This window comes from Enterobacter sp. CRENT-193, assembly GCF_002787395.1.
GTDB lineage: Bacteria > Pseudomonadota > Gammaproteobacteria > Enterobacterales > Enterobacteriaceae > Enterobacter > Enterobacter hormaechei_C.
In genome coordinates this window covers 588,261-608,649 of sequence record NZ_CP024812.1, presented here as the reverse complement: position 1 = coordinate 608,649, position 20,389 = coordinate 588,261, and the positions used below count along the sequence as shown (strand labels likewise).

Sequence of the window (20,389 nt, the reverse complement as noted above, 5' to 3'; positions counted from 1 at the left end):
TTTTATGTCAATAAATAACCTTCACGCCCATGATGCGTCTGCCGCGAATAACGAGATCGATCTTGTGCGCCTGTTGGGTGAGCTGCTCGACCACCGAAAATTTATTCTCATCCTTACCGCGCTGTTCACGCTGGTGGCCCTGCTTTATGCGCTCTTTGCCACACCGGTTTATCAGGCCGATGCGCTGATACAGGTGGAACAGAAGCAGGGCAACGCGCTACTCAGTAACCTTAGCGAGTTCATCCCTGACTCCTCGCCGGAGTCGGCACCGGAGCTTCAGCTTCTCCAGTCGCGCATGATCCTCGGTAAAACGATTGATGACCTGAACCTGCGCACGCAGGTAAGTGAAAACTATTTTCCCCTTGTCGGACGCGGCTGGGCGCGGCTCACCGGGCAACAGCCTGGCATCGTCGATATCCGTATGCTCAATCTTCCCCCTGTTGCGGGCCGGGCGCAAAAGCTGACGCTGACCGTCGGCGAGAAGGGCCACTATCAGCTGGAAGGCGATAATGTGACGTTACAGGGCGTTGTGGGACAACCCCTGAGCGCGGCGAATATCGCCATTACCATTGCCGATATCCAGGCGAAGCCGGGTACGCAATTTACGATTACACAGCAGAGTGAGCTGGAGGCCATTGACGCGCTACAGCTGCGTTTTTCCGTGAGCGAGCGCAGCAAGGACAGCGGGATGCTTGGCCTGACCATCACGGGAGAAGATCCCGATGAGATGGCTCGCGTGCTTAACTGCATCGCCGACAACTATTTACAACAGAACGTGGCTCGCCAGGCGGCGCAGGATGCGAAAAGCCTGCAATTTTTGAAGCAGCAGCTTCCGCAGGTGCGCAGCGAGCTGGACCAGGCCGAGGAGAAGCTCAACCGCTATCGCCAGCAAAACGACTCCGTTGACCTGAACCTGGAGGCAAAAGCGGTGCTGGAGCAGATTGTGAATGCGGACAATCAGCTCAATGAACTGACCTTCCGGGAAGCGGAAATTTCGCAGCTCTACAAAAAAGATCACCCCACCTACCGGGCGCTGATTGAGAAACGGCAGACGCTGGAGCAGGAAAAAAACCGCCTGAATAAACGGGTATCGTCCATGCCGTCAACCCAGCAGGAGGTGTTGCGCCTGAGCCGTGATGTGGAGTCGGGACGCGTTATCTACCAGCAGCTGCTTAACCGCGAACAGGAGCTGAGCATCGCCCGGTCGAGCGCAATTGGTAACGTCCGCATTATCGATCCGGCCGTGACCCGGCCGCAGCCAGTCAAGCCGAAAAAAGCGCTGGTCATCGTTCTGGGGGTTCTCCTGGGTCTGTTCGTCTCTGCGGGCTGGATCCTGGCGCGCAGTATGCTGCGTATGGGCATTGAAACGCCGGAGCAGCTGGAGGAGCACGGGATTAACGTCTATGCCACCGTACCGCTGTCAGAATGGCTGGCTAAAAAGATGCGTTTGCATAAAAAAGACTTTATGTCCCCAGGGCTGCGCCATAAGACCAAACATATCCCCTTCCTGGCGGCGGATAATCCGGTCGATCTCTCCGTGGAGGCGATTCGCGGCCTGCGCACCAGCCTGCATTTCGCGATGATGGAGTCAGCGAACAATATACTGATGATCTCTGGCGCCACGCCTGACAGCGGTAAAACCTTTGTCAGCAGTACCCTGGCGGCCGTCGTGGCGCAGGCGGGCCAGAAAGTGCTCTATATTGATGCGGATATGCGTCGCGGGTATGCCCATGATCTGTTTAAGCTCGACAATACCTGCGGCTTGTCGGAGATGTTGTCCGGTAAGGCGGAGTATACCCAGGGCGTTCAGACCTTCGATAAAGGCGGGTTCGATACCATCGTGCGCGGGCAGATCCCTCCTAATCCGGCGGAGCTTCTGATGCATACGCATTTCCAGCAGCTGCTGGACTGGGCGAATGAACGCTACGATCTGGTGATTATCGATACGCCACCGATCCTGGCGGTCACCGACGCGGCGGTTGTCGGCCGTCGCGCAGGCACCACGCTGCTGGTCGCCCGCTTCGGGATGAACAGCGTGAAGGAGATGCTGGTCTGTGTACAGCGTCTGGAGCAGAGTGGCGTCAATACCAAAGGGGTGATTCTCAACGGCGTCGTTAAGCGGGCAAGCAACGCTTACGGCTACGGCTATCATCACTACGGTTACAACTACTCGAGTAACTGATTATCCGGCGCCTGCCCGTTCTGACATTAATGCGCATTGTGTTTGTAATGAAAAACGGGCAGGCCCAGCTTCAGGCGCAATGCCAGCATACGCGCGGTGAAGCCAAACAGCAGGGTGGAGATAACCACCACATCGTGGCTGGTGACATAGTGCTGCAAGGCGACGTAAAGCACTGCCGCAGCAAAGGAGATGCCGGCATACAGTTCCTTCTGGAAAACCAGCGGGATACGTTTGCAGAACATATCCCGCAGCACCCCGCCAAACACGCCCGTGATCACGGCAGCAATGGTGGCGATAACCGGGCCTTCACTCATATCGAGAGCGATTTGTGCGCCAATGATGGAAAAAACAATCAGCCCAAGCGCATCCAGCACCAGGAACACGCGGCGCAGATGAGGCATCACCGGGGCCACAATCGTGGTTAGCACGGCTGCCGTTGCCACGATAATGACGTACTCAGGGTTTTTTACCCAGCCGAGCGGATAATGGCCAAGCAGGATATCGCGTACGGACCCGCCGCCGAGCGCGGTGGCTGTGGCAATGATAATCACGCCGAAGGTGTCCATACGGCGACGTCCGGCAGCGAGCGCGCCGGTCATGGCTTCTGCGGTAATGCCAATAAGATAAAGAATGTGAAGCAGCATAAACCCTCCGGAATGAAGAGAAGGAGATTAGCGATTTGTGCGGAAGATCACGATTGAGATTTTCTAAGGTGAGGGGGTTTGCCCTACAGAAAATTATCAACGCATGCCAGGCAGGCTTGATATAAGGCGGGATAGAAAGGAAGTAGGGCTAAGAAAGGATTAGAAAAAGTAATGGGTGGTATGCGAGGCAATACCACCCTGAAAGGAATTACTCGATATTCTGGATCTGCTCGCGCATCTGCTCAATCAGGACCTTCAGTTCAATCGCTGAATTGGTTACCTCTGCATTGATAGACTTAGACGCCAGCGTGTTCGACTCGCGATTGAACTCCTGCATCATAAAGTCGAGACGGCGGCCTACCGCTTCTTTCTTCTTCAGAATGTTGTAGGTCTCTTTAACGTGCGCTTCCAGACGATCCAGCTCTTCAGCCACGTCCACACGCTGCGCCATCAGCACCAGCTCTTGTTCCAGACGGTTGTTTTCCAGCTGGACTTCCGCCTCTTCCAGTTTGGCGACAAGACGCTCACGCTGCCATTGCAGCACTTCTGGCATATGAGCGCGCACTTTAGCGACTTCGGCGCTCACGCCCTCAAGGCGTTGCTCAATCATCGCTTTCAGCGCCTGGCCTTCGGTTTCGCGGGCAACGATAAAGTCGTCCAGCGTGCCGTCGAGTGCAGCCAGGATCTCAGCGGTAATCGCGTCCAGATCCTGCTCTCCGGCGGCCATCACGCCAGGCCAGCGCAGAATATCAACCGGGTTGATCTCGCCTTCATCGCTTTGCATTTTGACCCAGTTCGCCGCATTAACCAGCTGTTTTGCCAACTTTTCGTTCAGGATCAGTTCGCCCTGTGCACTGGCATCGGGCTCAAAACGTAGGTTACATTCCACTTTCCCGCGGGTCAGACGCGTACGGATACGCTCACGCACCACAGGCTCCAGGCTGCGGAACTGTTCCGGCATACGGAAATACGTTTCCAGATAGCGCTGGTTTACCGAGCGCATTTCCCAGGTAGCGCTACCCCAGCTACCCTTGATTTCACGCCGGGCGTAGGCGGTCATACTGCGGATCATAGACATTCCCGTTTTTAAAGGAGAGATGGGGGGATTATAGCTTTCAGGGGCTTCTCAGGATAGGAATAAGCGTCCTTTATCCGTATAATGCGCAGCCACATTCGTTTCAAGCCGGAGAATCCATCATGCGTCCAGCAGGTCGTAGCGCCAACCAGGTGCGTCCCGTCACCCTGACCCGTAACTATACAAAACACGCTGAAGGCTCCGTGCTGGTTGAGTTTGGTGACACCAAGGTGCTTTGCACCGCGTCCATTGAAGAGGGCGTGCCTCGCTTCCTGAAAGGTCAGGGCCAGGGGTGGATCACCGCCGAATACGGTATGTTGCCGCGCGCAACCCATACCCGTAATGCCCGTGAAGCGGCAAAAGGTAAGCAGGGCGGCCGTACTATGGAGATTCAGCGCCTGATCGCGCGTGCGCTCCGCGCCGCGGTTGACCTGAAAACGTTGGGTGAGTTCACCATCACGCTGGACTGCGACGTGATCCAGGCCGATGGTGGCACGCGTACGGCCTCTATTACCGGTGCCTGTGTGGCGCTGGCAGACGCCCTGAACAAGCTGGTTGCCGCCGGTAAGCTGAAAACCAACCCAATGAAAGGGATGGTTGCTGCTGTCTCCGTTGGTATCGTTAACGGCGAAGCGCTTTGCGATCTGGAATACGTTGAAGATTCTGCCGCAGAAACCGACATGAACGTGGTGATGACCGAAGATGGTCGCATCATTGAAGTGCAGGGTACGGCAGAAGGCGAGCCATTCACCCACGAAGAACTGCTCACCTTGCTGGCGTTGGCCCGAGGGGGAATCGAATCTATTGTAGCGATGCAGAAAGCGGCGTTAGAAAATTGATTTTAAGGCGACCAATGAGTCGCCTTTTTTTTGCCTGTAAGACTGAAAAGACAAAGGAGCAAATCCATGAAATCGTATCAGCGCCAGTTTATTGAGTTTGCGCTTAACAAGCAGGTACTTAAGTTTGGCGAGTTCACGCTGAAATCCGGGCGTAAAAGCCCGTATTTCTTCAACGCCGGGCTGTTTAATACCGGGCGCGACCTGGCACTGTTAGGCCGCTTCTATGCCGAAGCGCTGGTGGATTCCGGGATTGATTTCGACCTGCTGTTTGGCCCCGCGTACAAAGGCATTCCAATCGCAACCACCACGGCGGTGGCGCTGGCGGAGCACCATGACCGCGACGTACCGTACTGCTTTAACCGTAAAGAGGCCAAAACCCACGGTGAAGGCGGCAATCTGGTAGGCAGCGCGTTGCAGGGCCGCGTGATGCTGGTGGATGACGTGATCACCGCAGGTACCGCGATCCGTGAATCGATGGAGATAATCCAGGCTAACGGTGCAACGCTTGCGGGCGTGCTGATTTCGCTCGATCGTCAGGAGCGTGGGCGCGGCGACATCTCTGCTATTCAGGAAGTGGAGCGCGACTACAACTGCAAAGTGACGTCGATTATCACCCTGAAAGATCTGATTGCGTATCTGGAAGAGAAGCCTGAGATGGCTGATCATCTGGCGGCGGTGCGTCAATACCGCGAAGAGTTTGGCGTTTAATTCAATTGCCCGGTGGCGCTGCGCTTACCGGGCCTACCCGTTCGTAGGCCGGATAAGGCGAAGCCGCCATCCGGCGATGGCGTTACTGTAACTGAGCAGCCACTAACGGCCAGCGGGCGTCAAAATCGTCCGTTGGTCGATATTTAAACTCGCTGCGCACAAACCGGGAGAGCATCCCTTCGCAAAATGCCAGGATCTGGCTTGCCAGCAGGGTTTCATCCGTATTATATCCCTCGCCTTCCCGCATTTTCTTCTCGCGCAGAACCTGACGCAGCTGGGCTTCGATACGCTCAAAAAGCTGGTTTATACGGCCTTGCAGACGATCCTGTTCAAACATCAGCGCGTGGCCGGTCAGAATACGGGTCAGACCCGGGTTACGTTCACCAAAGCCCAGAATCAGCAGCACAATCAGACGCAGACGCGTGCTGGTGTCTTTTTCATCCTTCAGAATCAGGTTGATGCGCGTGATCAGGCTGTCTTCGATAAACTCGATCAGGCTGTCAAACATCCGGGTTTTGCTCGGGAAATGACGATACAGCGCCGCCTCTGACACGCCCACAGAGGCCGCCAGTTTTGCGGTGGTGATGCGTTGACTGCCGTCGCTGGATTCAAGCATCAGAGCCAGAGATTGAAGTATTTCTTCGCGACGATTCCTTTTCGCGGTTTGTTTTTCTGCCATGTTACAAAATACCCCTGAAAATAAGCACTTGTCAGGCTGGCAACCACACAGCGACCCGCAAACTGACGTTTGCGGTTTGTTATTGCATTATGGCGCTGTGAGATGCGTGTTTGTCGGGCGGTTATTTGCGCCCGGAATGGCCGAAGCCGCCTTCGCCACGGTCGGTAGCGTCGAAGTCTGCCACCAGGTTAAATTCTGCCTGCACCACCGGTACAAACACCATCTGCGCGATACGCTCGCCCGGCTCAATGGTGAAGCTGTCCTGGCCACGGTTCCATACGGATACCATCAGCTGACCCTGATAGTCAGAGTCGATCAGGCCGACCAGGTTACCCAGCACGACGCCATGCTTATGGCCCAGGCCAGAGCGCGGCAGGATCACCGCTGCCAGTGACGGGTCAGCAATGTGAATCGCCAGCCCGGTCGGGATCAGGGTCGTTGCACCCGGCGCCAGTTCTACGGCGTCATCGAGACAGGCGCGCAGGTCAAGACCGGCAGAGCCGGAGGTGGCATACGTTGGCAGCGGAAATTGCTCGCCAACGCGCGGGTCCAGAATCTTAACGTCGATTTTTTTCATCATAACGGGTAACGATCTCGTCCAGTAAGTGTTGGCCCAGGAGTTCTTTGCGCTCAAGCGGTAAGACTTTATCTCCATCCTGCCAGAAAAGGTGCAATGCGTTGCTGTCGCTGTTAAATCCTTGCGTGGACAGCGATACGTCGTTCGCGCAAATTAAATCGAGGTTTTTGCGGGTACGTTTTTGCCGGGCATATTCTTCCACATTATTCGTTTCTGCGGCAAACCCAACAACGTAAGGACGATGAGTTTTCAGTGCGGCGACACCGGCAACGATATCCGGGTTCTTCACCATTTTTATTGTTAATTCATCGCCTTGCTTTTTAATTTTGGCGTCAGCAATAGTTTCGGCGCGGTAATCAGCGACGGCCGCACAGCCGATAAAAATATGCTGCTGTTGAGCATGTGCCTGTACGGCGGCGTTCATTTCCAGCGCGGTCGTCACATCAATACGCTGCACAAACGCAGGGGTGGTAAGCGACACCGGGCCGCTCACCAGCGTGACGTTCGCGCCGCGTTTGGCTGCCGCGGCAGCAATCGCAAAGCCCATTTTGCCGGAGCTGTGGTTGGTGATGTAACGCACCGGATCCAGCGGCTCGCGCGTGGGGCCCGCGGTAATCATGATGTTGAGATGTTGCATATCGTTGACAGGCGAGAAATGGGCGGCGGCCATATCAACAATCGTTAATGGGTCGAGCATACGCCCTGGCCCCACGTCGCCGCAGGCCTGGCTGCCGCTGTCCGGTCCCCAAATCAGCAGGCCGCGCGAGGCCAGCGTGTCCAGATTGTGCTGGGTAGCGGCGTTGCGGTACATCTGCTGGTTCATTGCGGGCACAACCGCGACGGGCGCAGGCGTGGCGAGGCAAATGGTCGTTACCAGATCGTTCGCCATACCGGCTGCCAGGCGGGCAATTAAATCTGCCGTGGCGGGGGCAAGGATAACCAGATCGGCCCATTTCCCCAGCTCAATGTGGCCCATTGCGGCTTCGGCCGCCGGATCGAGAAGGCTGTCGGATACCGGGTATCCCGAGACGGCTTGCAGGCTCAGTGGGGTGATAAAGGCTTTGCCGCCTTCGGTGATCGCGACCCGTACGTCGGCCCCGCGCTCGCGCAAACGGCGCACCAGGTCTGGCGTTTTATAGGCAGCAATACCGCCGCTGACGCCAAGAACGATTTTTTTACCGGCCAGGCTCATCATGATTCTTTCCTGTTGGGTTTCACCAGAGAGCGGGCATTTTATCACAATCCCTAAAACGGGGTGATGATGTCCTTAATTCACTTTGCGAGGCGTTACGCAAGAACGAAATGCCAGCATCGAACCCCGAATTTGCCTGTGGCAGCATAATGGCAAACAGAAGGAGGCCAGGCATGGAAGAGACTGAACTGCTGCTACCGCGTGAAAAAATGCTGCGTCATGGCGTCACGTTGTTAAAGGACGACGAGCTGCTGGCGCTCTTTTTACGCACAGGCACGCCGGGGAAAACGGTATTTACGCTGGCGAAAGAACTGATAGACCATTTCGGTTCACTGTATGGATTGCTGACCGCTGAGCTGGAGGCGTTTACGCACGTTGAGGGCATTGGCGTGGCGAAATATGCCCAGTTGCGGGGCATTGCCGAGCTGGCCCGGCGATTTTACAACGTGCGTATGGAGGAAGAAGACCCGATCCTCACCCCCGACATGACCCGCGAATTTCTGCAAAGCCAGCTCTCCGATCTGGAGCGGGAGATCTTTATGGTGATCTTTCTCGACAACAAAAACCGGGTACTGAAACATACCCGCCTTTTTTCGGGAACATTGAGCCATGTTGAGGTGCATCCGCGTGAAATTGTGCGGGAAGCGATAAAAGTGAATGCAGCCGGCGTGATCCTCGCGCATAATCACCCCTCTGGCTGTGCAGAACCAAGCAGAGCTGACAAAGCAATTACCGAACGTATTATCAAATGCTGTCAATTCATGGACATTCGTGTGCTGGACCATCTGATAATTGGCCGCGGAGAGTACATTTCTTTTGCCGAACGTGGCTGGATTTAGGCCTTTTCTCGCGATCCATCGGGATCTTTGTCTGTTCGGGACTTGAGCACACCGCCGAGTCAGCGTATACTACGCCACCTTTGAGAATCTCGGGTTTGGCATTTGGGCCTGGCAATCGAGAGTTCAATAGAACTATGCGATGACCGGGCTGTAAAGCCTGACGAGGCGCCGATACCCCATACGAAGCTCGAGCTAATTTGATTTTTGGAGAATAGACATGTCCCGAGTCTGCCAAGTTACTGGCAAGCGTCCGGTGACCGGTAACAACCGTTCCCACGCACTGAACGCGACTAAACGCCGTTTCCTGCCGAACCTGCACTCTCACCGTTTCTGGGTTGAGAGCGAGAAGCGTTTTGTCACCCTGCGCGTATCTGCTAAAGGTATGCGTGTAATCGATAAGAAAGGCATCGATACAGTTCTGTCCGAACTGCGTGCCCGTGGCGAAAAGTACTAAGTACTTAAAGAGGAAATAAATCATGGCTAAAGGTATTCGCGAGAAAATCAAGCTGGTTTCTTCTGCTGGTACAGGTCACTTCTACACCACCACGAAGAACAAACGTACTAAGCCGGAAAAACTGGAACTGAAAAAATTCGATCCAGTTGTACGCCAGCACGTACTGTACAAAGAAGCTAAAATCAAATAATTTTAGTCTCCTTGTATTGAAAAACCCCGCAACTGCGGGGTTTTTTGCATTCTGCATCTCAACGGAGGAACCATGCCTGAATTACCTGAGGTAGAGACCAGCCGCCGCGGCATTGAGCCCCATCTGGTTGGCGCGACTATTCTTCATGCTGTCGTTCGCAACGGGCGTCTGCGCTGGCCGGTGTCCGATGAGATCCACGCGTTAAGTGACAAACCCGTCCTGAGCGTGCAGCGCCGCGCGAAATACCTGCTGCTGGAGCTGCCTGACGGCTGGATCATTATCCATCTGGGCATGTCGGGAAGCCTGCGTATTCTTACCGAAGAGTTGCCTGCGGAAAAGCACGACCACGTTGATCTGGTGATGAGTAACGGCAAAGTGCTGCGTTACACCGACCCGCGTCGCTTTGGCGCATGGCTGTGGACCAAAGAGCTGGAAGGACACAACGTGCTGGCGCATCTCGGACCTGAGCCGCTCTCAGAGGCGTTTAACGCAGATTATCTCAAAGAGAAGTGCGCGAAAAAGAAAACCCCGATTAAACCCTGGCTGATGGATAACAAGCTGGTGGTGGGCGTGGGGAATATCTACGCCAGCGAATCGTTGTTTGCCGCCGGGATCCATCCCGATCGGCTGGCCTCCTCGCTGTCGGCGCAGGAGTGCGAGCTGCTGGTCAGAGTTATTAAAGCGGTACTGCTGCGCTCAATTGAGCAGGGCGGGACGACGCTGAAGGATTTCCTGCAAAGCGACGGGAAGCCGGGTTATTTTGCGCAGGAGTTGCAGGTTTATGGCCGTAAGGGTGAGCCGTGCAGAGCCTGCGGGACGCCGATTATTGCCACGAAGCACGCTCAGCGCGCCACGTTTTACTGCCGTCAGTGTCAGAAGTAGGGTTACTTTAGCTTTTCCATCAACGCCTGGTGGACGTTAACCGGCAGGAAGTGGGTAACGTCCCCATGATGGCGCGCCACCTCTTTCACCAGCGAAGAAGAGATGAAGGACCACTCTTTGGAGGGCATCAGGAATACGCTCTCCAGCTCCGGCATCAGATGGCGGTTCATGTGTGCCAGCTGCATCTCATATTCGAAGTCTGCTACCGCGCGAAGACCGCGGATCAGGATATTGGCCTGCCGGTCACGGGCAAAGTTTGCCATCAAGTCGCTGAATCCGACGACCTCAACATTCGACAGATGCGAAATCGCATCGGTGGCAAGCTGCACGCGTTCGTTCAGGTCGAACATCGGCTTTTTGCTCGGGCTGGCAGCAATGGCCAGAATCACCTTGTCGAACATACACGCCGCTCGGGTGATGATATCAAGATGACCGTTAGTGATCGGATCGAAGGTACCCGGATAAATCGCTTTTGTGCTCATGGCTCACGTTTTCTCTGAGTAGCCGCGGTTCAGCGCCCACAGCTCGGTGTATTTGTTAAAAGTATACTGGGCATTCACTACGGCCAGTAACCAGCCCTGTTTGCCGTCCAGCACGCCGCCACGCAGCAGCAGCGTTTTCAGAAACGCGCCCAGCGTGTGGGTGAAGATGCCGGTCAGCGTGGCCTTCTTGCCGCGCGCATGCCGCTCCTGTGCCCAGGCGGTGGCATAGTTCAGCTGTTTACGCTGGAAGCTGGCGAAATCGCGGCAGGTCAGATGAAGCAGATCGCCCGTCAGGGGGATGACCTGAGCGTTATCGCAGGCCAGAGACTCATGGACCAGGTTATCGTTGTACTGATAACGCTCGCGGGCATAGAGGCGCATCACGCGGTCGGGGTACCAGCCGCTGTGGCGCATAAAGCGGCCCAGGAAATAGTTACGACGCGCGATACTGTAGACCGCGCCAGGCTGTGGCGCGGCAAGCACCGTTTGAATGGCCTGTCGGAGTTCTGGGGTGACGCGCTCATCGGTATCGATCATCAACACGTAATCGCCCGTGGCGTAACCCTGCGCACGCTGACGCTGAATACCGTAGCCCTGCCAGTCGGTGTCGGTAAAGACTTTTGCCCCGGCTGCACGGGCAACGTCCGCCGTATTGTCCGTACTTCCGGAGTCGAGAATGACGATTTCGTCAGCCCAGGCAACAGAGGCCAGGCAATCCGGAAGCAGGTCGGCGGCGTTTTTGGCGATCATCACGACCGACAGACGCGTTGACATTAGTGGCTCCGCTGCGGCAGATAAGGTTGCAGAAGTTGCAGCAGACGGGTCAGTGCGCCCTGGTTCTGATGCAGGACTTCAACGGCGTGACGACCGTACCACAGGCGGTAATCTTCGTCAGTCAGAAGGGTTGAGACCTCTTTGACCACCGAGTCCGCATCGGTCACGGTGATTAAGCCATCGGCTTGCTGCAATTTCGCGCAGATATCTTTGAAGTTAAACGTGTGTGGACCCATCAGCACGGGAATGGCGTGGGCTGCCGGCTCCAGCGGGTTATGACCACCTCGCTCCACCAGGCTACCTCCAACAAAGGCGAGGTCTGCAATGCCGTACAGCAGCATCAGTTCGCCCATCGTATCGCCAATCACCACCTGCGTGCTGCCAGAGGGGATTTCGCCGCTGCTGCGCAGGGTAAAGCTGAAACCGCCTTTTTGCACCATCTCGCGGGCATCTTTAAAACGCTCCGGATGGCGAGGAACCAGAATCAGCAGTAAATCAGGGAATTTTTCCAGCAGCTGGCGGTGAGCCTGAAGGATAATGGCTTCTTCGCCGTCATGGGTGCTGGTGGCAATCCAGACCTGGCGACGCGGCGCCCACTGACGACGCAGCGTTACCGCACGGGCGGCGAGTTCAGGGGTGACGGAAATATCGAACTTCAGGCTACCCGTGACCGCAAGCTGGTTGCGCTTCAGACCTAGGGCGATAAAGCGCGCGGCATCTTCTTCGTTCTGCGCGGCGATCAGCGTGATTTTGCTGAGCAGGCGACGCATAAATTTACCCAGCTTGCCGTACCCTTTAGCCGAGCGTTCCGACAGACGCGCGTTGGCGATAACCAAAGGAATTTTACGGGCATGCAGGGCGGAAATCATATTCGGCCACAGTTCGGTTTCCATGACGATCACCAGTTTAGGGCGCACGGTATTCAGGAAACGGTTCATGGCGCAGGGGAGATCGTACGGCAGGTAGACGTGATGCACGTCTTTACCGAAGGCAGACATCACGCGCTCTGAGCCGGTTGGCGTCATCGTGGTGACGGTGATGGGCAGTGACGGATAACGGTGGCGCAGGGCACGCACCAGTGGAATGGCGGCCAGCGTTTCCCCGACTGACACGGAATGCAGCAGAATACCGTCCGGCGCCACTTTATTGCGGCAGTAGCCATAGCGTTCGGCCCAGCGTTTACGGTACGCAGGCGCTTTACGGCTACGAAGCAACAGTCGCAGCCAAACCAGTGGCTGAATGATGTAGAGCAGGGCGGTATACAACAATTCCAAGCGATTATCCGTTTTTTTAGTTTCGGCCGGGAAATTCTAAGCATTTAAGCGTGCTAAAGCTATCTCTTATGCCAGATACCGTTTTAAACGGAAGTAGCGTCGGCCCAGGCGCCAGCGCAAACGCGGGCTTTTGGCACTTTTCCAGATGAGCTTCCAGATCCCGGTGTCGAAGAACTCTTTGATTATCATTGCTTTCTTCGCCTCATCCTTCATGTTGTCGAAGGTATGAATAATTCCCAGACCCTCTTTGGCGATTTGCCAGTGGCAGGCCGGGATATTTTTCACTTTATCCGGGTAGCGCTGGTTAATGGCATCAAGCATCTTCAGTATCTTCATGTAATGGCGCGCAGAGCGAATCAGCGTGTCGTCATTATCCGGGGTGTGCGATACCGAGGCGGAGTGAATGTAGTAGTCGTAAAAGCGTTCGCTGGTGTACTGAACGCGTTCCGCAGCAAGCAGCACCTCAGTCGTCCACGGAATATCCTGATGGCGCAGGCCAGGCTCGAAACGGAAGCCGTGCTGACGAATAAAATCGTGACGATAGATATTCAGCCAGGTCACATGCAGGAACTTACGTGAATCCAGCGCCTTTTTTAACCATGCCGCACCATTCATGACGCCCGTTGAGGCGAGCTTATCTTCAGGGAAGATAGGGCGAGACGGTTTTTTGTTATTTTCCCAGACGTAGTTGCCATTGCAGGTGGCGACATCCAGGTTCTGCGTGACGGCCATATCCAGCAGACGCTGGTACATGCCGGGTTTGAAGACATCATCAATATCCGGGAAAGAGAGATACTGCCCGGTCGCAACCGCCAGGCCGGTATTACGCGCGATAGACACGCCCTGATTAGGTTGTTCAATAACCCGCATCTGTGGCAGCTTTTCGCGCCATTTTTCGACAATCTGCATCGAGCGGTCAGTGGAGCCGTCATTCACGATGATGACTTCCATACTGTCGATGTGTTGATTTACAAGGCAGGTAAAGAACTGATCGAGAAAAGCTTCACCGTTATAAACGGCAACCACCACGCTTAATAAAGGCGCTGAATTTTGCATATGAAACCTGATTATTTTTGGTTGTCGACCAAAGCAATGTATTGCTGGCAAATGGCGTTAATACCGAACGATGCGATCGTTTCGCGATCAACAACTGGCGGAGAGGCATACAATTCTGCCAGTGTTTTCGCCAGTGATTCGTCGGTTAACGCTGTCAGACCTCGCGCCAGGGGGCCAGTAAGGATCTCAGCAGGACCGCCAGGGCAGTTTGTACTCACCGGTGGGGTCTGACAGATAATGGACTCTACCAGTACATTACCAAAACCTTCGCAGTCGGAACTTAACACTAAAAGGCGTGCCCCTTTGATCCACGGGTAGGGGTTGGTTTCGAACGGGCGGAAGACGATCTTGTTTTCAATTCCCAGCTTAGCGGCAAGCTGTTTGAGCTGGTTTATTTTCGCGTCAGAACCTTTGCCCATCAACACCAGCGATGCGTCGATCTTGCTCAGCGCAAACGCCCGCAGCAGCCGGTCGTGACGTTTGTGTTCATGAAAACGGCCAACGTGGATAATGTAATCCTGCCCCTGCATCTCAAAGGGCGCTTCCGCCAGACGCTGAATTTCAGGGATATCAAAGGGGTTATGGATAACCGCTTTGCGCCGCAGGGGGATCGCGAGTACTTCAGAGAGGTCGTGCAGCACGGCGCCGGAAACCGCCACCACGTTGCGGTTTTCATAGGTATGCCGAATTTTATAATGCTTAAACCAGCGAGAAAGCCCGCTGCGATGGCGCAAATAGGAGAAGGAGAACATCCCGTGAACGCAGAACCAGACCTTATCCCGATCCAGCACGCGGCTGTGCGCCACGATACGGTCGGTTTTATGCAGATGCGAGAACACGACGTCAAATTTACCGCTGCGTTCTGCCTTCTCGATGGCGCGATCCAGCAAACGGGCGCGACGCGGGATCTCGGTCAGCTTCCGCCAGGGTTTTTTACAGGTATCCTGCACAATCTGAAAATCGATGCCTTCCGGAATGGCGTAGTCGCACACCTTCCGTAAGGAGAAAAGGGTGACCTGATGCCCCAGTTCTGTCAGTCCGCTGGAGAGGGTGAGAACCGTTTTTTCGGCTCCTCCACCGGGTAAACCATCAATAATCATTAGGATGCGCATTATTAATCCAGTAATTTTTGATAAAGCGAAATAAGCTGACTTGATAGTTTTTCAGGGGTTGCTTCTCTGACGCGTTCACGCGCCGCAAGCCCCATATTATTATTTTTTTCCAGTGAAGGGATGGACATGACGGCCTCCTTCAATGTGTGGATATCAAGTGCATCACAGTAAAACCCGTTCTGGCCTTGCTCAATAAATTCTGAACCACCGCAACTCTCTGACGTAATGACGGGCAATCCACAGGCCATTGCTTCAAGTATGACGTTAGGGAAAGGATCATACAGCGTCGGCAGCAGTAAACCATCAGAAAGCTGATAAAATGGCAGCGTCTCTTTTTGCATCCCCAGGAAACGGATTTTCCCCTCACAGCCTAATGAACGGGCGAGGTCGCGATAACGGCTTTCCGCTTTATCCTGACCGACCACAACCAGCCATGCCGATGTTCCTGCTATAGCCCGAATAGCGCTTGCCAGCCCCTTGCGTTCAAACCCTGAACCCACGAAGCAGAAAATGACGGCATCAGCGGGTAAGCCAAATTGCTGACGCAGTACAGCGCGTTGTCTCTCTTCTGCCGGAACGAAGCGGCTGGAATCTATTGAATTATAAATCACATGTATCTTTTTTGCGTCAATATCAAAGTCTTCGACGATTTCGCGTTTGATCATCTCCGCATTACAGATAACGGCTTTCAACTCGGGAGCCTGGTACATTTCACGTTCTGCGTTCATCACGTAGCGGTGATAACGATCGTGCATAAGCAGCTTCGCACGCCAGGCGGGAAGAATACGCGTACGCTGTAGCAGCCAGCGTCGATGTACACCATCCCCGGCGCGGTAAATATCGCAGCCCGGAATACGTTCGTGGCTCTGGACAATATCAAACTGCTGTTGCTGCCACAGCGCGCGTGCGGCGTGTGCAAAGCCGCGCTCACGGCTGATGCGGCCCCACTTTCGTGGATCGCAAATATGAATATGCCAGTCGTCCTGCTTTTCGCCCTGCCACTCGCGGGTGATGACGTTGAGCTCAAGATTTTGATTGCTCAGCGCGGTAAGTGCCCTGGAGACAAAACGTTCTGCTCCTCCATCCGGACGATATTTTTGGCGCACAATGGCCAGACGATGAAGCTTCATTGCAGGTATCTCCTTGCGGCGGAGACGACAGCATCAACGGGGATGGCGTCGAGATAACGTTCCGTCGTTTTTGTATCAATGGCGTCAGGGTTGGGAAGCGGGCCGTAGTTACCTGCCCAGATGACCTCGCCGTTAACCTGCCATGGCGACCAGAACGTCAATTTTGACGGGCCAAACAGCGCCACGCAGGGCGTCTGAAGGGCGGCGGCCATGTGCATGGGTACGGAGTCAACGCCAATGAACAGGATCGCGTGATCGATTAGCGAGGCCAGCTGGCGCAGGGTTAACTGCCCTGCCAGCGATACAACACCCGTCTGCGGGGAGGCGGCAAGAATGCGGTCAATCATCGCCAGCTCTTTCTTATCCGGTCCCGCCGTAAGGACGATAGTGTGGCCGTCCTGCTGCAACGCGGCGATAGTTTGCGCCATTTTGCCTTCGTCCCAGCACTTAAAGAACCAGCGTGACGTGGGTTGAATAACGATGTAGCGGTCTCCCACGCCCTTTTGTGTCAGCTTTTGGTGAGCATGGCGCCAGTCATCCGCGCTGTAAGCCATGGTGACGGTAGGGTTGGCCATTACCGGCAGCGCTGACAGTATGGAGAGATTTTGTTCAACGGTGTGCAGCGACTGATGGCTGGCGACCGAGACCAGTTCACTGTGACAAAAACGCCAGAAGGCATTCTTGCGCTTGTTAAAAGCGAACCCGAGCCGAACCGGTGCGCCGGTGAAGCGGGTGACAATCGCGCTGCGCCACTGATCGGCAAGATTGATCACCAGATGATAATGCTGAGCGCGTAAAGCACGAAGCAACTGCCACTCTTTTTGCAGGTGCTTCAGCGTCCCCAGCTGCTTCCATTTACGATCGATACCATAGATCGTCCCGATTGCCGGATGCGCGGCGAGCATGTCTCGCGTCTCTTCATAGAGAAGCACGTCGATTTGGGCTTCAGGCCATTTCTGGCGTAATGAATTGATGACGGGGGTGGTGAGTAACATGTCGCCATGATGGCGAAGTTTGATCAGTAAAATGCGCAAATCAGGCGTGTCAGGTAAGTTATTCATCATCATCTTATCGGCGTTGTACTATTGGCAATTCTAATAGACCTGGTAACGACTTGCACTCTTTCTCCATAATGTCAGGAATTTCCCTGGAAAGGTTTACTCCTGCTTTCGGGCGTGCGTAACATAGCGCTAACTATTTTGTCTTGCGGACTTATTATGAAAAAACCAGCGTTTATCATCACGATCGATACCGAAGGGGATAATCTCTGGCAGAACCACCGGGTGATCAAAACGGAAAACGCGCGCTACCTGGCGCGGTTTCAGGCGCTTTGTGAACGCTTCGGCTTTAAGCCCGTCTGGCTGACCAACTACGAGATGGCCGTCGAACCGGTATTCATTGAGTTCGCGAAAGAGGTCATAGCCCGCGGCCAGGGTGAGGTGGGAATGCATCTCCATGCCTGGAACAGCCCTCCGGAGCACGATCTGACCGGTGATGACTGGCGCTGGCAGCCTTATCTGATTGAGTTTTCAGACGAGGTCATGCGTGAGAAAGTGCTGTTCATGACCCGCTTACTGGAAGAGACTTTCCAGACAAAAATGCTCAGCCATCGCGCCGGGCGCTGGGCATTCGACAGCCGTTACGCCCGGTTGCTGATTGAGCTGGGGTATCAGGTAGATTGTTCCGTTACGCCGCGCGTGAACTGGCGCAACGCGAAAGGTGCCCCGCAGGGTAATGGCGGAACGAATTACCAGCATTTTCCCGATCGCGCCTATTTTTTGGACGTAGACGACATTTCCCGGCCGGGAAACAGCCCTCTCCTCGAAGTGCCGATGAGTATCCAGTATAAACACCCGGCATGGCTGAATTCCCTGAAGCAGGGTTACGATCGTCTGCGCGGTAAATACCGTTCTCCGTCAGTTAACTGGTTACGCCCGTCCGGCGGTAACGCGCAGGAGATGATTAAGGTTGCGCAGCAGTGCCTGGCTCAGGGGAATGACTACGTAGAGTTCATGCTGCATTCGTCGGAATTTATGCCTGGCGGCAGCCCTACTTTTAAAGACCAGGCCGCGATTGAGGGACTGTATCAGGATCTGGAGCAGCTCTTTACCTGGTTATCAGATAAGACCGTGGGGATGACGCTTGCGGAGTTTTACCAGTACAAAAAATAGTTATGCCCGCCAGGCGGGCATATTTGTTATTGCTGCTTTGTTTGTGAGAAAGGTGTACTTAACGCAAACAAAATCATAAAGAAGATTAAGGCTTCTGAACTGAGCAGTATGACATCCGTCAGTCCATACAAAAGCAAAAGAAGCATTGACGTTAGCAGCAGCGCGTTTCTGTTTCGTAGGGCATACGCAATCATCGAAACGAAGAAAAAGAGCATTACCGCTACGCCGGGGATCCCCTGCAAAGAGTATTTCTCAATAAATTCATTATGCAGATGGACTTTGATGTATTCGAGTGCACTGCCAAGGTGTGGATGTCCGTCTTTAATATACTGCCGCGTCCACGCTTCACGCTGTTCCAGCGATTGCCCTAACGGATGCGCAAGACCATTCTCGATCCCGACAGTCCACATCGAAAAACGTGCGCCCAATGACGTGCGGTCAAAACCTTGTTGATAACGTTCAACCTCATGTTGGGTTTGTTTAATTTTCGGCGAAATCAATGGCTTGTAGCTAACGATTACAACGCCTGCAACAATGCATAGAAAGATGAGGGCGGATTTAAGATGAATCTTTCTGAAATGATAAAGCGTGAGCACAATTGCCAGAAGCAGATATAAACCCATCGCAGCACGGGTCCCCGTCAACAGTATGACGAAGTAAGAGATTAATATAGTGAAGCCCGCAACAACATACAGCTTCACGTTCTGTTGAAGGTAAAGACTGTATACGAAAGCCAGTGACAGGACAGAATAAACATAGGCTGAAACGGTGGCACGGTTAATTGCCATCTCAACGCGAGTCATACCTTGTGAGGCCTGCCACAAGCCATACCCTGTGGCGAGCACAAACCCTAAGGCCGTTGCGAAGAAGAAAAATTTCCTGAAGGTGTCCTTATCGATATAAAACTTAAAGCGGTCAATATAGAAAATCAGGACACTCGCTAAAATTAATTTTTTGCTGGCACCGAGATAGTCGCTGTAAAGGTTGAGTCCCTCGTTATGATACTCATAGAGTAAATACCAGCCGAGGTTAAGTAATCCAATCAGCAGAATGGGCAGCGCTATAGTAAAAGGTCGCAGAGTGATTTTTTTATATTCGAAAGCCAGGCCAATAATACTGACGTAAATAGCAATATAGAAAAACTCTCTTTGCTTCCCTGAACTGACTAAAGCCAGTATCAAAGAGATGAGGCTCAAAGCGATCGTCAGTTGATAGAGCCGTGGTTTTATTTTTTCCATAATGCCTCAATAACCCTTTTTTTATAGCTAAAACGAACATCGGTGGAGAGGAAAAAAGACAATGTATACATGGCCTTTACGCGTTGTTTCACGAGCTGCAATTGTTGGTCTGTAAGACAGGACCGATGGTTGCTGTAAATATCAAACCAGTGGCAATTGACGAGATGCTTGTAGCTTGACGGAAATGTTCTTTCCATCTGTAACGTGCATTCGACAAGCGTTGAAATTTTGCTGGCGTCCAGAGTGCTCGACAAACTGTCGCGACGCTTGATGTAATAATAATGCCCCTGGCGTTGATAGACTATTTTGTTCGATTGCATCAGCATTCCAGGGAAGACAGCGAAATCCTCATAACATAACATCGGAGGAATAGGGTTACTCTCGTACAGGCTACGATGAATAAACTGGCCAATGAGATGTGCCTGAAAGTCTTTATGGCGTAAGAAACGAGCGACTGCTTCATTTCGTGGCAATGGCACAGGATTAAATCCCTGCCAGTCTGAAGTCATTTTCCGGGGATCGCGAATCTCAAGCAAACGTGTCAGTAACATATCCGGACGTTGCGCTTTCAGGAAGGCTATTGCGTCCCCGAGGCTGCCCGGCTTTAAGCAATCGTCACTGTCGAGCATCGTAATATACTCTCCCGATGCCAGCGCGACAGCGCTGTTTCGTACCCGGCCTACGTTACGAAAGTTCACGGTGCGCGTGATGATCTGAGGAAATTTCGGCGACCACTCTTCAATTATTGCCTGCGTGGCATCCTCAGAACTGTCATTGAAAATAATGACTTCAGTGTCCTGACCGATTGCTGCCAGCAGGCTTGAAAGCGTGGCGTGCAGCGTAGCTTCAGCGTTATGCGCAGCAATAATGACGCTTAAAAAAGCCATAAAA

22 protein-coding genes are annotated in these 20,389 nt (G+C 53.9%); 8 read left to right on the top strand and 14 right to left on the bottom strand.

The features are described 5' to 3' along the window. The first annotated feature begins 4 nt into the window (after positions 1-4). A complete protein-coding gene (gene etk, locus CU081_RS03020; protein WP_022650144.1) occupies positions 5-2,182 on the top strand; it encodes a tyrosine-protein kinase in 2,178 nt (725 codons plus the stop codon). A 26-nt stretch (positions 2,183-2,208) separates the two neighbouring features. Here the strand turns inward: etk and CU081_RS03015 are convergent, their stop codons facing one another. Together CU081_RS03015 and CU081_RS03010 are read right to left on the bottom strand one after the other, a co-directional pair. Beyond that, complete coding sequence (locus CU081_RS03015; RefSeq protein WP_003860909.1) at positions 2,209-2,826, bottom strand: trimeric intracellular cation channel family protein; 618 nt, start codon at positions 2,824-2,826, stop codon at positions 2,209-2,211. 208 nt (positions 2,827-3,034) lie between these two features. Continuing rightward, a complete protein-coding gene (locus CU081_RS03010) occupies positions 3,035-3,898 on the bottom strand; it encodes a YicC/YloC family endoribonuclease (protein WP_003860907.1) in 864 nt (287 codons plus the stop codon). A gap of 125 nt (positions 3,899-4,023) precedes the next feature. Between CU081_RS03010 and rph the strand changes: the two genes are divergently transcribed. Beyond that, positions 4,024-4,740 (top strand): ribonuclease PH, encoded by a 717-nt coding sequence (gene rph / locus CU081_RS03000; RefSeq protein ID WP_003860905.1) that lies wholly within the window; start codon positions 4,024-4,026, stop codon positions 4,738-4,740. A 66-nt stretch (positions 4,741-4,806) separates the two neighbouring features. Next, on the top strand, positions 4,807-5,448 hold the full coding sequence (pyrE, locus tag CU081_RS02995) for an orotate phosphoribosyltransferase (protein WP_003860903.1): 642 nt from the start codon (positions 4,807-4,809) through the stop codon (positions 5,446-5,448). Positions 5,449-5,530: 82 nt separating this feature from the next. Here pyrE and slmA read toward each other — a convergent pair whose 3' ends face one another. The 3 genes from slmA to coaBC all read right to left on the bottom strand — a co-directional run bounded on the left by slmA (position 5,531) and on the right by coaBC (position 7,896). Further along, positions 5,531-6,127: a nucleoid occlusion factor SlmA gene (gene slmA, locus CU081_RS02990; RefSeq protein ID WP_003860901.1), complete on the bottom strand. Its 597-nt coding sequence runs from the start codon at positions 6,125-6,127 to the stop codon at positions 5,531-5,533. Between the two features lie 121 nt (positions 6,128-6,248). Beyond that, on the bottom strand, positions 6,249-6,707 hold the full coding sequence (gene dut, locus CU081_RS02985; protein ID WP_015570042.1) for a dUTP diphosphatase: 459 nt from the start codon (positions 6,705-6,707) through the stop codon (positions 6,249-6,251). Continuing rightward, positions 6,685-7,896, bottom strand: coding sequence for a bifunctional phosphopantothenoylcysteine decarboxylase/phosphopantothenate--cysteine ligase CoaBC (gene coaBC / locus CU081_RS02980; RefSeq protein WP_168707755.1), 1,212 nt, complete (start codon positions 7,894-7,896; stop codon positions 6,685-6,687). Before coaBC ends, dut begins: the two co-directional genes overlap by 23 nt. A gap of 173 nt (positions 7,897-8,069) precedes the next feature. Between coaBC and radC the strand changes: the two genes are divergently transcribed. From radC to mutM, 4 genes are all read left to right on the top strand, one after another. Continuing rightward, complete coding sequence (gene radC / locus CU081_RS02975; RefSeq protein ID WP_006812419.1) at positions 8,070-8,735, top strand: RadC family protein; 666 nt, start codon at positions 8,070-8,072, stop codon at positions 8,733-8,735. 217 nt (positions 8,736-8,952) lie between these two features. Beyond that, the gene (gene rpmB / locus CU081_RS02970; protein ID WP_002436699.1) at positions 8,953-9,189 is read left to right on the top strand and encodes a 50S ribosomal protein L28; all 237 of its coding nucleotides are present in this window, start codon (positions 8,953-8,955) and stop codon (positions 9,187-9,189) included. A 22-nt stretch (positions 9,190-9,211) separates the two neighbouring features. Then, a complete protein-coding gene (rpmG, locus tag CU081_RS02965) occupies positions 9,212-9,379 on the top strand; it encodes a 50S ribosomal protein L33 (protein ID WP_003024094.1) in 168 nt (55 codons plus the stop codon). A 72-nt stretch (positions 9,380-9,451) separates the two neighbouring features. Next, a complete protein-coding gene (gene mutM / locus CU081_RS02960; protein ID WP_003860879.1) occupies positions 9,452-10,261 on the top strand; it encodes a bifunctional DNA-formamidopyrimidine glycosylase/DNA-(apurinic or apyrimidinic site) lyase in 810 nt (269 codons plus the stop codon). A 2-nt stretch (positions 10,262-10,263) separates the two neighbouring features. On the opposite strand, the gene coaD is transcribed toward mutM, so the two are convergent. The 7 genes from coaD to rfaQ all read right to left on the bottom strand — a co-directional run bounded on the left by coaD (position 10,264) and on the right by rfaQ (position 17,156). Next, positions 10,264-10,743 carry a pantetheine-phosphate adenylyltransferase gene (coaD, locus tag CU081_RS02955; protein ID WP_015570040.1) on the bottom strand — a complete coding sequence of 160 codons (480 nt, stop codon included), beginning with the start codon at positions 10,741-10,743 and terminating at the stop codon, positions 10,264-10,266. A gap of 3 nt (positions 10,744-10,746) precedes the next feature. Further along, complete coding sequence (locus CU081_RS02950; protein WP_003860875.1) at positions 10,747-11,517, bottom strand: glycosyltransferase family 2 protein; 771 nt, start codon at positions 11,515-11,517, stop codon at positions 10,747-10,749. Continuing rightward, positions 11,517-12,791, bottom strand: a complete 1,275-nt coding sequence (gene waaA, locus CU081_RS02945) for a lipid IV(A) 3-deoxy-D-manno-octulosonic acid transferase (protein ID WP_003860874.1) — start codon at positions 12,789-12,791, stop codon at positions 11,517-11,519. Before waaA ends, CU081_RS02950 begins: the two co-directional genes overlap by 1 nt. 66 nt (positions 12,792-12,857) lie before the next feature. Then, positions 12,858-13,847 (bottom strand): glycosyltransferase, encoded by a 990-nt coding sequence (locus tag CU081_RS02940; protein WP_022650147.1) that lies wholly within the window; start codon positions 13,845-13,847, stop codon positions 12,858-12,860. A gap of 11 nt (positions 13,848-13,858) precedes the next feature. Beyond that, positions 13,859-14,959 (bottom strand): glycosyltransferase, encoded by a 1,101-nt coding sequence (locus CU081_RS02935; protein ID WP_022650148.1) that lies wholly within the window; start codon positions 14,957-14,959, stop codon positions 13,859-13,861. A 2-nt stretch (positions 14,960-14,961) separates the two neighbouring features. Then, on the bottom strand, positions 14,962-16,089 hold the full coding sequence (locus tag CU081_RS02930; protein WP_022650149.1) for a glycosyltransferase family 4 protein: 1,128 nt from the start codon (positions 16,087-16,089) through the stop codon (positions 14,962-14,964). Then, on the bottom strand, positions 16,086-17,156 hold the full coding sequence (rfaQ, locus tag CU081_RS02925) for a putative lipopolysaccharide heptosyltransferase III (protein WP_003860870.1): 1,071 nt from the start codon (positions 17,154-17,156) through the stop codon (positions 16,086-16,088). The genes CU081_RS02930 and rfaQ overlap by 4 nt, the downstream gene beginning before the upstream one ends. Positions 17,157-17,306: 150 nt before the next feature. Here rfaQ and CU081_RS02920 point away from each other — a divergent pair, with 150 nt between their 5' ends. Continuing rightward, on the top strand, positions 17,307-18,260 hold the full coding sequence (locus tag CU081_RS02920) for a polysaccharide deacetylase family protein (protein ID WP_022650150.1): 954 nt from the start codon (positions 17,307-17,309) through the stop codon (positions 18,258-18,260). Positions 18,261-18,286: 26 nt separating this feature from the next. Here the strand turns inward: CU081_RS02920 and CU081_RS02915 are convergent, their stop codons facing one another. Both CU081_RS02915 and CU081_RS02910 read right to left on the bottom strand, forming a co-directional pair. Next, entirely contained in the window at positions 18,287-19,498 is a 1,212-nt protein-coding gene (locus CU081_RS02915) for an O-antigen ligase family protein (RefSeq protein WP_022650151.1), read from the bottom strand. Then, entirely contained in the window at positions 19,486-20,385 is a 900-nt protein-coding gene (locus CU081_RS02910) for a glycosyltransferase family 2 protein (RefSeq protein ID WP_022650152.1), read from the bottom strand. Before CU081_RS02910 ends, CU081_RS02915 begins: the two co-directional genes overlap by 13 nt. Between the last annotated feature and the right edge of the window lie 4 nt (positions 20,386-20,389).